The following is a 12791-nucleotide window of genomic DNA, read 5'->3' as shown; positions in this document are numbered from 1 at the left end:
TAACGTTATCGACGCAGCCGGCTTTGTTGTTCATTATGGATGTAAGCTTTCAGTCCTATTATACTCAGATCATCTTATCGATTGGACAAAATTATTACAACTTTAACGTCCATACCGGCATTCAGCGGTATACGAAGATATTTGCCAAATTCATCGTTATATCCCTCTGCTTCCTTGTCGTTAACGATTCCTTGTATCCAAGGTAGGCCAGCTTTTACTTTCATTTCTTTATGGTCTGAAACGGATTTCAAGGTAAAGGATACGACGTTGGTGTCCCAAAACAACTCTGTGACCTCCACCCCCGTCCTTGCCATCAGTCCGTTGATCGACCCCGATTTCCATTCGGAAGGCAGCGCCGGAAGGACCTCGATTTCACCGGTATTCGAGAAAAGCAGCGCCTCATTCACGGCTCCCACCGTACCGAATAACGTATCCGTGCAATAGCAGTCGTTTCTTCTGTTCGTGTCATGGTCTGTCATCAAGGATGTGTAATAGCCGGAATCCGTCATCATCGGCAGAAGGGAAGAGACAACACCGTCGCCGTCCTTTAATCTGGCGCAGACCAATGCCTTGTGCATCCAGCCGTGACCCGCTGTCGCATCCGTCGAATTATATTGGTTTCTGTTCTCCACAGCGATAATTGAGGCTTTCCTCAATTCCAAATTGTTCTGCGTTTCATACGCAGGCCATGCCGGGTAGAGATGGCTCAAATGGCGGTGATCGTTGTTTTCCGTATACTCATTCATCGCCCACTCGCGCAGCGCGCCGTCCTTGTCAACCTTATAATCCGGCAGCAGCGCCAGCAAAGCCTCCCATTTGGCGACCGCAGCTTCATAGCCTTCGCGTTTTATCGTTTTTTCTATGGCGATGACCATATGCAGTCCATCCCGGGCCGCTGAAATATCCATGGTGGCATTAGCCGTAATCGTACTATTGTAACCGATCGGGTGATTTTCCGGCGAATAGGTAGGGATCAACAAATATTTTTCGCCTGGCTTCAGCGCTGTTTTGCCTTTCTCATAACATGCATGGCCGCTTAGATCGGTATAGTACTCCGGCGTACATAGCTGTTCCCAGAAATTCGCCTGCTTTGTAAGCAGCGGCAGCAAAATATCCTGTTCCAAATCCAGGTATCCCTTGTCGACCAACCGTCTGAACTCCTCATCCGTCAGTCCTCCGTCCCTTACGCTAAGAATTTTCTTCAAATCTTGAATCCTCATATTGGGTTGAATCGGCATTTGCCGGTTGCCGTAGCACTGCCAATACTCGAAGATCGGAAGCAGGCACCAGCTTGCCCCGGCGTTCCAATATTGGAAAGGATAGGCATTGTCGTATTCCACTTGCATCCCGCGGTCGCCGTCCGAGTTGACCGACACCTGAATCGCATCATGCATCCCATAAGACATTCGCGCATTGTATTCGAAATCCGATGTGTTCCTTAGGAAGAATGCGATATACCCAAGCTGCGCGAATGTGAGATGGCCCGTGTTCATAGGAGAAACCTGCAAATTCACGTTGGCATCGAGCGTATAGATCGCACGCCAGCCGGGGTTCCACTCCCCTGTCCACATCCCGTACAACCTCGGCGCGCTCGAACCGCTGCAGCAAATCAAGGCATACCGTCCCTGATTGTAAATCTGTTCCATAAAGGCATGATTGATTCTGGATTTCGATTCCTTCTGCGCGCGGATAAGCGTCTCGTTGTCCGAGCCCTTGAAGTCCTCGTCGCCTTCAAGCGTAAAACGTACGGCGTTAAATTCTGCGGCATGCTTAACGGCATGCGGCGCGAGGGCGGCGTCATAATCGAATTGACCGGAACAATCCTGATATTTCTCGGCAACGGCATTCGTATTTTTGAGAAGTTCATTAACTAATGCGTATTGCATCATTCCGGCAAAATCTTCGATTTTCCCCATATCGAATGCTCTGTTCGATTGCGTGATGAGATAGACGGCGTCGGCCTCTACCACTTCAATGGCCGGGTTCTGTACCGCGCCGACGTTCATCGGTTCATTCGTGTCAGCGAGCTGCACCCGCTTCTTGCTTCCATTAACGACAATAACCTGCGTAAGACCTGCGTATCCTCCATCTATCAGCTCGCTGCCCGGGTAAGACGGATAATGGGCAACCTGTGCGATATAGTCGGCATTCGGGTCCACCAGCTTTTTGTATTGGAGCGCCGTGATCTCAGACATCCCGTCCTGGGCTTTGTACATGCTCGAAATGTCATCGATAGAAATCGTCATGTTAAGCTTGGCGCCGGCAGAGGATCGTTCAATCTTCATAATCGAGATATTGTCTTCTCTGGAAGTAAACGAAGTTCGAATCCACTCGCCGAATTCGTCGGCATAACGCACACCGGTCTCGGCCGTCTCATAATTCGTCCATCGCTCATATTCGGTTACGGTGCCTTTATTCGTCATGTTTAGCCTGAGCTGATGACCCGGATGATAGCCATAGAAGAAGGTTCTCCGCCTTGTCCTTCCGTCCGCGTGGGTTATCTTCCATTGATCGTTCAGCTGAAATACATTCCGTCTCGCATCGGCAAGCTGTCCCGTCAATTCTTCCGGGATCTCCCTTGGATCCGGGGACGGGAAGTTGAACCACATATATTGGAAAATAATGCTATCCGTATACGGCGATCCTGACATGATGTAACCGTTCTCGCCGTTTCCGCTAACCATCCCTTCCCGCCATGCCCGTCCGGGATCTGAGCTTGGCACCTCTGTATAGGTACGAGAATAATTTCCTTTATCGTACATTCGTTTAACATCAGCCGCTTTAGCCATTCCATTACTCCCCTATCTGAAATTAATAGCTTTGGACCTAATTATATCCGGCGGCAGCAGGTTCATGAATCGTTCAAAGCGACATCATGAACAGCAAGATGTCGCAATCGCGCAGGCGTCGTATTGCGTTAAGAATATAACACCTTTAATATGAAAATAAATGAATAAAACCAACAATATCGAATGGGGGAAAGCCCGAATGGAGCTCCCAAAAATAAATGTTGAAAACATGAATGTCAAGCTTTCTTTAGGCGGTTTATTATTAAATGTTTTGTATGTCCATTACGGGTACTTCCATCAATCCTATGTGGAACACAGCCACAGCATGAAAAGCTACGAGCTGCATTATATTCCTTGCGGCCAGGGAATCCTTGCAGCAAACGGCCATAAATATCCGATCTTGCCCGGCACGCTATACATGACCGGTCCGGATATTGTTCATGAGCAAATTACGGATCTCTCCGACCCAATGGCAGAATACTGTATTTGCTTTGAAGTGCTGGCCCATACGGCTGGCGATGATCCGGATCTTTCCTACATTGCAGAACAATTCGTTCATACGAGCTTCTGGTTCGGTCAGGACAAGCAGAATTTGCTGCAGCTGTTCGAACAGCTCTCCAGCGAAACCTCCAACCGGTATATCGGCTGGTATAAGACCGTTCAGAATATTATGGAACAGATCGTCGTCAAGCTTGTCAGAAATTATACAAATAACTATCCGACAACCACTGTCATGCCCCTAAAAACGCTGGATGACGAGAGAGTCGTTATCATTGAAAACAGCTTTCGGTCAGGCTTTCGTGACATAACCGTTCGGACACTCGCACAAAAGCTTGGCCTAAGCGTAAGACAGACGGAGAGAATCATTCATCATTATTTTGGCATGTCGTATACGCAGATGCTGACAAAGGCAAGAATGACGACCGCCGCCCATCTTCTTCATAAGACCGCCATGTCCGTGAGCGAAATCGCGCAGCATGTCGGCTTTTCCTCATTGGAACCATTTTGCGGCGCGTTCAAGAAGTACTACAACGTCTCGGCAGGGGACTTCCGCGCCGCGAATCGAAGCGATTCTTTAACCCCCTCGTTTCTTGCTTCCGAAATCAGCAGAGAGGACTGACCCGCTGCCATTATGCAAAGGCCAGTCCTCACGTTGTCTTTATTTCATGCGATCTGCCGCCCGGTAAATTTCATGGACCAGCTCGGTTGCCCGTGAGCCGGAAGCGCCTGTAACAACAGGAGCTCTGCCCTTCTCTATGGCTTGGTTGAAATCAATCAGCAATTGTTGAAATAATATATTATATTCTATTGAAGGAGTGCGAAATTCCGGAATCTCTACGCCTGGAACATCCAGCTCCAGTAACCCGCCAAAGTCGGCGGAAACCGAGCCGAACGTTCCCGAAATTTCAAGCCGCTCGCTGCTCATTCCTACGCAGGCCGTAGAAGCCGCAATGCTCCCTACCGCTCCATTCCGGTATCGCACGACCGCATAACCATGATCCTCCACCTCGATATCGTGATGGAGGGTGAAACAAGCGGCCGAAATCACCTTGTCCCATCCTCCGCATAGCCATTGAACCATGTCGATCAAGTGAATCCCTTGCTGCATGAAGGGACCGCCGCCATCGATTGCACGCGTTCCGTGCCAGTCATCTTCATAATATGCCGGGTCGCGGTAATGCTTGAGGGAGATGTCGGCCACTGTCACTCTCCCTAATTTGCCTGCTTCCATTAATGCCTTTATCCATAATAGATGGGGCGTGAAACGCCGGATATACGCGACGCCCAGGACGACGCCTCTTTGCTCGCAGCGCTTCACCATCGCCCTTTGCCTAACAGGATCGATATGAAGCGGCTTCTCGCAGAGTACGTGCAGGCCAAGATCGGCAGCGGCCATAACGCCCTCTTCATGGATGCCGTTAGGCGTGCAGACGATAACGGCATTGGCCCCCGAAGCCGTCGCGACCTCCGCCAGCTTCGTACCGCTGCAGGGAATCCCGTGCTTCTCCGCGAATTTTTGGACACGTACGGCATGTCTCCCGACAACGCCTACAATTCGGCAGCTTGCCAGATGTCCCATCGCTTCCAGATACGTCCTTGCAATCGCTCCATGACCGACCAATACGAATCGTTGCTTCAAGGTGATCACCGCCGGAAATAGGATTTGACGACATCGTACGCCAGCTTGGGACGACGATAACGATCCACGATTCCTTTGCTGTTCTGCGTCCCCGCTCTTGACAGCAGCCAGCCAGTCCCTTCTGTTACCCTGCAGTCGCTGAATTGCCAGATGAGCATCCCCGACAAGTACGAACGGGCGGAATAAGCGGCAAGGTTCGCTTCGATAATGTCCGCTTGACGCTCCTCTGTCCCTCGCACACGGCTGGCATCCCGATAGCCGTAATAACCGTCTCCACCGAATTCGCTCATGATTATGGGCTTCCCTGCTCCTCCGCCTGTTTCGGCCCACCCGCGAGCCTGGTCGACCAGCTCTCCCGGATCCTCGTCGCCGTACCAGCCGGGATATAAGTTGAACGACACGATGTCGACAAGATCGAAACACATTTCCCGATCCCGATGATGGGATGCGAACGTCAATGGGCGGCTGGGATCCATGCTCCGGATCTGATCAAGCTGCCGAATGTAATGAACTCTTCCTTCTTCACAATCGCTTGCGCATTCGTTCAGAATGCCCCATACGATAATCGATGGATGATTCGCGTGCTGCTCTACCATCTCACGGTTTACGTCTTCGCACTGTTCAACGAATTTCGGATGACGCATCTGTTCAATAGAGAATCCCCTGGCATGGTTCTCCTCCCAGACCAGGATACCTCGCTCGTCGCAGAGATCCAGAAATCGCTCGTCATTCGGGTAGTGCGAGGTGCGGACTGTATTGGCTCCCATGTCCTCCATCAAATCCAGGTCATGAACCATTAGCGCTAGCGGCAATGCGCATCCGGCCATGGGATGATCCTCATGCCTGTTAAACCCTTTCAAAATGATGTCTTCGCCGTTCAACTGAATCTTGCCGCGCTCGGTCGTTAAGCTCCGAAAGCCGACGCGTTCGATTAGGTCGTCGGTCGGCAACACAGCATCGTCAAGAAACAGTCTTGCCTTCAATGCATACAGATTCGGCGTCGACACGGACCACGGCCGCGCCCCCGGGATCTTCGCCGAACCATGCAGAACGGTGCTCTGGCCTCCTCCAACGCTTCCCATCTCCAGCTCGAAGTACACGCCGTCAAGCTCGCAATGGACTTTTGCACGGCTTGTTGCCTCTCCATTATTAGTAACGAACGCCTGGACGTCGGCTACCCATTCTCCTTCGACCCGTCTTGGAGTAAATTGCAGTCTTTCCAGAAAGACATCCGGCACTTCCTCCATGACTACCGGCCGGGTAATGCCGCCGTAAGAGTAATAATCGTTCGGCTGGTGAAGGGAAGAGTGTTCGTGAAAGGAGTTGTCCGCCACAACGATGAGCTCGTGCTCGCCGGCAGGCACCTCCCGAACAATCGCCGAGAATGCCGTGTAGGCATTGTAATGGGAGGCAACCTGAACGCCATCCCAGATTACCCGTGCCGTATGACTTACCCCTTTAAACGTAAAGCGAAGATTCGTCGCTCCATTCTTCACTTGTATGCGTCTACGATAAGCGGCAGCCCCGCGGTACGTTTTGTATAAAGGATGATTCTCCCAGCATCCCGGTACCGGCAGCCGCCGTGGATATGCCGCGGGGATGGCATGGCCCGACTCCATCGTTGCAAATTCCCACATGCCTTCGAGTTCTTCCACCTTACGAATATCATTGGTTTGAAACAAACGGATCATATCGTTCCTCCTCTGTTTGCCCTTCAAGCTATTCCTTGACCGCTCCGATCATAACTCCTTTGACGAAATAACGCTGCAAGAAGGGATACAGGAACAAGATAGGCGCAGTCGATACGATAATCGTCGCATATTTGATCGTCTCTCCAATCTGCATCTGATCGCCGGAGGCAATGCCGACCGACATCGAGCTCGTATCGTTGCTTATCAGTATTTCCCGTAAAATCAACTGCAGCGGATACAGCTCTCTCGTCTGCAGGAACACGGTAGCCAGGAACCAGGAATTCCAATGGCTGACTCCGTAGAACAAGATCATAACGGCTATGACCGGCATCGACAGCGGAAGCACGATCCGGAACAATACCGACCAGTCGTTGGCTCCGTCGATCTTCGCCGATTCTTCAAGATCATAGGGCACGCCCTGGAATGCGGTGCGCATAATAATGAGGTTGAACGCGCTAACGGCCGTCGGTATGATGAGCGACCATCTCGTGTCGAGCAGCGAAAGGTTCTGTACCAGCAAATAAAGCGGGATGAGTCCGCCTTCGAAAAACATCGTAAAAACGATCAGAAACATGATCGGATTTTTCAGCATCAGCTTCCTTCTGGATAGCGCGTACGCGCCGAGCGCCGTTAACAGGATGTTAAGCAGCGTCCCCACGATGACGTAGAACAACGTATTGGCGAATGCGCCGAGAATATTCGGATTTTTGAATACCATCTCATAAGCGTCCAGCGTAAAGCCAAGCGGATAGAAGAGGGCCCCCCGATTCTGTATGATTCGGCTCGGGTCGCTGAACGAGGCGAATACGACATACAGAAGCGGATATATCGTCACGAATGAGAAAAGAAGCATGCCTGCTGCATTGGCGACGTCGAATATCCTCTCCCCTAGCGATCTTCTGATTAGCATCGGTATTTCTTCCCCCTTACCATAGTTTCGTCTCTCCCAGCCGCTTGGCGACCGTATTCGCGAGAACAAGCAGAAGAAAGCTGATCGCCGCGTTGAACAAACCAACGGCCGCGCTATAGCTGAAATTCGCTTCCAGTATGCCTTTCCGGTAGACATAGGTCTGGATGACATCCGCCGTTTCATAGATCACCGGGTTATACATCAGAATGATCTTCTCGAAGCCGACGGTCATGAATTTGCCGATAAACAAAATAAGCATGATCGTAACCGTCGGCATGATACCGGGCAGCGTAACATACCAGATTTGCTTCAAACGCCCCGCTCCGTCCATCCGGGCAGCTTCGTATAGCGAAGGATTGACGTTGCTGATCGCCGCCAAATAAATGATGGAGCTCCATCCCACGTTCTGCCATATATCCGAGCCGACGTATATCGTACGGAACCATTCGGCCGCGCGCATGAACGGTATGGGCTCGATGCCAAGCGAAGCGATCAGCTGATTAATCAGACCGTCTCTGGCCAAGAAGTCGAACAATATGCCTACGATGACGACCAGCGATACGAAATGCGGCATGTAGGAAATGGTTTGAACCGCGCGTCTCAGCCGCTCGCTGCGCAGCTCGTTGAGCAGAAGCGCCAGGATGATGCCGGCCGGGAAGAAGAACAATAGGCTGTATAGGCTTAACAGCAGCGTGTTGCCCAGAATCCGCAGGAAAAACATGCTTCCGAAAAACTCTTCGAAATGCTTGAAGCCGGCCCATGAACTGCCAAGGAAACCACGGGCAGGAGAATAATCTTTAAAGGCGATTTGCAGGCCGTACATCGGCCCGTAATGAAAGACGACATAATAGATGACTATCGGCAGCAGCATGATATAGACATGCCGGTTAATACGAATGTCACGAGCCAGACGGACGAACCAACGATCGGACATCTTGATCTCCCTCCTTGCGGATGCAATAGCTTGTCGAAATGAAGAACCGGGGGACCTATCCCCTCCCCCGGTTCTTGCGTTCTCAAGGATTAGCGATTATTGTAACGATCCAAGGCGGCTTGATAGACGCCAATGGCTTCCTCTACTCCGAATTGCTTCAAGGTGTCCACATAATCGGCGAAGTTGCTCATCGGCTCTACGCCCATAATAAATTTAATGATCATCTCATCCGAATACGTATTGACGTCGTTCATGATGGAAGCGACCTTGGCGCTCTCCTCTGCCGTCAGCGTAATTGGCGGAAGCTGAATCTGATTCTCGGCCTGCGCCCACACATCCACCGCTTCGAGCTGCTGCGGATATTTCATCTGCTGCAGGAAGGAATCCAGATCCTGCAGGAATGGTCCGCCGAAGTGGGTACGCATATACCGGGCTTGAGCTTGCTTGAACGCAAGTCCGTCCGGGTTCTGCGTAATGACTTCCGTATATTCGGGTTTGCCGTCCTTCATAGCATAGCTTTCCCCTTCGATTCCGAAGTTGAAGAGCATGTGACCTTCCTCCCCGTATCCGAGATCAAGCCACTTCACAATTTTCTCAGGGTTCTTCGCTTCGCTTGTAATCACTACTGCATGCTCGCCAGGATAGGTCGGACTAAGCTGACCTGCCGCCGATACGCCGCCTGCCTGCAATGCGGGATGCGAGAGCGCCGACAACGCAAACGTTGGATGATCCTTCACAAGATCCAGATATTTGCCAATGCTTCCGCTGGCAAAGCCGTAGAAGGCTCCAAGCGTGTCTCCCGTCACCTTGGCATCCTTCAGCTTGCCGTCTACCGCAGGGAAATCTTTATCGATTAATCCCTTCGCGTACCAATCGCTGAGCGTGGCCATGAATTGCTCATATTCCGGCTGCAGCTCGCCGTATTGCACCTTGCCGTCCTTCTGGTAGAATTTCGCCAGGATTCCCCAAGCGCCGATAAGCTGATTCAACGATTCGTTGCGGACGGCTCCTGTCTCGAGCAGGAACGGCACTTCGTCCTTCTGACCGTTGCCATTCGGATCCTGGTCGCGGAACGCCGTCAGCGTCGCTTCCCAATCGGCAATCGTTGCCGGCTTATCCAGACCCAGCTTGTCAAGCCAGTCCTGGCGCACGATCGGACCATAATATACCTTGAGCTGATCAGCCTTGCGAATAAACGGGAAAGCGTAGATATCGCCTTTATCCGTCATGATCATATTGGCGATATCCGGATTCTCGTCAAGAAACTTCTTGAAGTTGGGAGCGTGCTCGTCGATTAACTCATTAAGGCGGATAATCGTCCCTTCCTCAATGGCGTTCTGAGGCCCCTTCGGCACTGCCAGCCAATTCGTCTGAATCACGTCTGTTAAATTTCTTGAAGCAATCATGAGATTGAACTGTTCTTTCACCTGAGCGCCATCTCCGCCCGGATGCTTGAATTCGACCTTGGTGCCCGTTATCTCTTCCAACTTCTTGTACGCGGCTACCTCGGAGAAATTCGTGAGCGAAGCCGCGGAATCGCCATCGAGCTCTACCCAATAGCTGAACGAGCTCGGGTATTCGGCGACAGCGCTTCCGCCATCGGTCCCCGCCGATGGAGTCGATTGGACGCCAGGCGAATTGCCCTCTCCGTTACTCGAACAACCGGAGATGGCTGCGACCATAACCGCCGCGGCGGCGATCGCGGAAACATGCTTCCAATGTCTGTTTTTCAATACGTTAACCCTCCCTGAACGTGTATGTGCTGCAGGAACGCCTCGTCCGAGTCGCTGCCTGCATCTGTATTCCACAATAAATTCTGATGGGGAAAATGAAAATAATGCGCTTTAAAGACGCATTATTTCGATTGAAGATATTCGGTTGTTTAATCTTAAGATCCATACACCAGGTTTAAGCTTCCTTGCGGAAACCCGCGTCAGTCCTGGCTTTTCCTGGCCTGTTCCCGGAAGCTGCCAGGTGTGATGCCTTCCAGTTTTTTGAATACCTTGGTCAACACGATATTGTTCGAATAACCGACCCGGAGCGCGATTTCATTAACGGTTAGATCCGTTTCCATCAACAGCTGCTTCGCTCCGCCGACTCTTATTCTGGTCAGGACGTCGGTTACGTTCTCCCCTCCGTGTTTCTTGAAGAACGAAGAGACATATACCGGATTCCGGTTGAAGCGGTCGGCCAGCATCGTCAGGCTTAAATTGTTGTCCGGATAATGCTCCTCCAAATATTGAACCATCTCCTGGTACAAGGATTTGCTGTAATCCGTCCGATCCTCCTTGACGGATCGGCACGCTTCCACAAATCTGCCCTTGATCCGCTCGTGCAGCTCGGCCGCCGTCGCCGATTCATCAAGTGCTAGAGGAGGGCCTTGCTCTTCGGAGAAGAACTGTCTGTAATCCAGCCTAAGCTGATCCATCGCTTTCAGAAGCGTTCCATTCAGCTCCATGTACAAATACTGCGCCATATCCGGAGAGAGGTCCTCATGCTTGAAATTCAGTTCGTGGAGCTGATCCAGCAACCGAATGGCATTCCCCTCGTCGCCATTCTTCACATAGTTGACAAGCTGCACCTCGGTGTCCATCGGGAATCGATAGGTACCGCTTCTCGACGCCAACACCTCGTTATAATGCAATATCGAACGTTCGCTCGCCACCATTCTGTAGCTAAGCGCCAGCATCGCCTCATCGTAGCCCTCCGCTATTTGGGCAAACCCATGCTTCGCCCCTCCGATACCGATGGAGATCGTCGTCTTGAACCTCGCGGCCATCGTCCTCACGACGGAATCCGAGAACCCGTTGACCTCGTGCAGCATATCCTCCCGATCATCTGTCTTATTCCATAGGACGACAATCCGGTTTTTCTCCGTCTCGAACGCGTATCCCTGCTCGTCCAGCAGATCCCTGCACAAATTCATGAGCACGAAACGAACAAGCGCCCATTCTCTCTCCGAGTCTTGCCTCATAAACCCTTCGCTATACTGCAGCTCCATGACGAGCACTCGAAACCACGGCTCCTCGAAAGCGATTCCCATAAAATTCAAATCTTGAGCCGTGATGGAATCGGCGTCAACCTGGCCTCTGATGAGCCGGGACAGAAAATCGGCTCGCAGCGTAGGAAGCTGCTGCCTCAGCTTTTCTTGCAGACGATTTTCTTCCCCGAACAACTCCTCCAGAGTATGACGGATGAGCTCGACCTCGTTCGCGTTCGTTGCCTCGCTGCCCTTCGCTCCCCTTCCGATCATCCGCACCACATCACGGATCGGACCGTATTGCTTGCGAGTCAGGTACACGCATGCTCCTATGCCCGCCAATACGCATAGGAGCACCGTCAAGAGGCTCCAGCGCTTGATATCATTCACCTGTTCCAGCACGACGCTCTTCGGGAACACGGACAAATAGGTCCAGCCGTTTTTGGCCGAAACCGTATACGCCACAAACTGATCGCTCACCTCCGAGTCGTCAAAGAATCCTGCCGATTGTCCATCCTTCAAACGATTCAAGTAGACCTCTGCGGATACGAGGCTTTCTTCGGGACCGAGAAGCAGCTGGTGCTCTCCGCTATAGATATAGATGTCCCCATCATGCAGACCTTCGATTTCCATCAGCGTGTCCCGGAGCTGCCGATCGTCAATGAGGATGACCAAATTCCCTGTCACATCGTCGCGTTCCCCTAACGGCAAGGATTGCATATAAGCAATCTTCCGTTCCTTCTTGAGCCCGTTCACCTGCAGCTGCACGGGTAGGTACGTCTTCGTATGAGGGCCGAGGAGCACTTCTTGTTTGTATTGATCGAAAGTTCGGTCAAGATCCTTGTAAATTTGATGGTAGAAGGTGACGGGGTCCGTCTTGAGCGTAGTCGTTATGATGGAATCCGCTTCCACGAAATAAATGTAGAAGTCATAAAGCAGATTGTTAAACGCGCTGTATCTCGAAAGCTCCTTCATAAATTCAAAAAACGGATATTGCTCTCTGGCCGTATCGGCGCTGCCGTCAAGCAGCAGCTCCGCCTTCGGATGGAAAACGATCTGATGCATGAGATTATCGATTTCTTGCGTACGTCCATCCATCACATGCTTCATCTGCTCGAGCAATGCGGCGTTGGACCGGTAAGCGTTGTCGATCATGATCTGTTCGATTCGGACATACACGACGCTCCCGATGATAACCGGAATCAGGAATACGCCCAAATAAGACAACAGCAGCGTAATGAACATGCTGCGACTCCGATGCGTTCCTTTTCTCCTAACTCCCCGATGCTGCATCTCCGTTCATCCCTTCATTCCCTGATTACAATGCTTCATTATATCATAAGGATC

Annotated in this window: 8 protein-coding genes; 1 reads left to right on the top strand and 7 read right to left on the bottom strand. The window is 51.5% G+C overall.

Annotated features, from left to right (window positions below):
* Nucleotides 1-74: 74 nt before the first annotated feature.
* A complete protein-coding gene (locus IDH41_RS21035; RefSeq protein WP_223829922.1) occupies nt 75-2762 on the bottom strand; it encodes a glycosyl hydrolase family 95 catalytic domain-containing protein in 2688 nt (895 codons plus the stop codon).
* Between the two features lie 226 nt (nt 2763-2988).
* Here IDH41_RS21035 and IDH41_RS21030 point away from each other — a divergent pair, with 226 nt between their 5' ends.
* Entirely contained in the window at nt 2989-3909 is a 921-nt protein-coding gene (locus tag IDH41_RS21030) for an AraC family transcriptional regulator (RefSeq protein ID WP_223829915.1), read from the top strand.
* A gap of 39 nt (nt 3910-3948) precedes the next feature.
* On the opposite strand, the gene IDH41_RS21025 is transcribed toward IDH41_RS21030, so the two are convergent.
* The 6 genes from IDH41_RS21025 to IDH41_RS21000 all read right to left on the bottom strand — a co-directional run bounded on the left by IDH41_RS21025 (nt 3949) and on the right by IDH41_RS21000 (nt 12689).
* Nucleotides 3949-4938, bottom strand: a complete 990-nt coding sequence (locus IDH41_RS21025; protein WP_449867063.1) for a Gfo/Idh/MocA family protein — start codon at nt 4936-4938, stop codon at nt 3949-3951.
* Entirely contained in the window at nt 4935-6620 is a 1686-nt protein-coding gene (locus tag IDH41_RS21020; protein WP_190864524.1) for a glycoside hydrolase family 2 protein, read from the bottom strand. The genes IDH41_RS21025 and IDH41_RS21020 overlap by 4 nt, the downstream gene beginning before the upstream one ends.
* 28 nt (nt 6621-6648) lie before the next feature.
* Nucleotides 6649-7530: a carbohydrate ABC transporter permease gene (locus tag IDH41_RS21015; RefSeq protein ID WP_190864522.1), complete on the bottom strand. Its 882-nt coding sequence runs from the start codon at nt 7528-7530 to the stop codon at nt 6649-6651.
* A gap of 16 nt (nt 7531-7546) precedes the next feature.
* The gene (locus IDH41_RS21010; protein ID WP_190864521.1) at nt 7547-8464 is read right to left on the bottom strand and encodes an ABC transporter permease; all 918 of its coding nucleotides are present in this window, start codon (nt 8462-8464) and stop codon (nt 7547-7549) included.
* An 89-nt stretch (nt 8465-8553) separates the two neighbouring features.
* Nucleotides 8554-10197 carry a type 2 periplasmic-binding domain-containing protein gene (locus IDH41_RS21005; protein WP_223829913.1) on the bottom strand — a complete coding sequence of 548 codons (1644 nt, stop codon included), beginning with the start codon at nt 10195-10197 and terminating at the stop codon, nt 8554-8556.
* A 200-nt stretch (nt 10198-10397) separates the two neighbouring features.
* Complete coding sequence (locus IDH41_RS21000; RefSeq protein WP_190864519.1) at nt 10398-12689, bottom strand: helix-turn-helix domain-containing protein; 2292 nt, start codon at nt 12687-12689, stop codon at nt 10398-10400.
* Between the last annotated feature and the right edge of the window lie 102 nt (nt 12690-12791).

Origin of the sequence: Paenibacillus arenilitoris (assembly GCF_014705655.1) — a bacterium.
GTDB lineage: Bacteria > Bacillota > Bacilli > Paenibacillales > Paenibacillaceae > Pristimantibacillus > Pristimantibacillus arenilitoris.
This window is presented reverse-complemented; position numbering and strand designations above follow the sequence as displayed.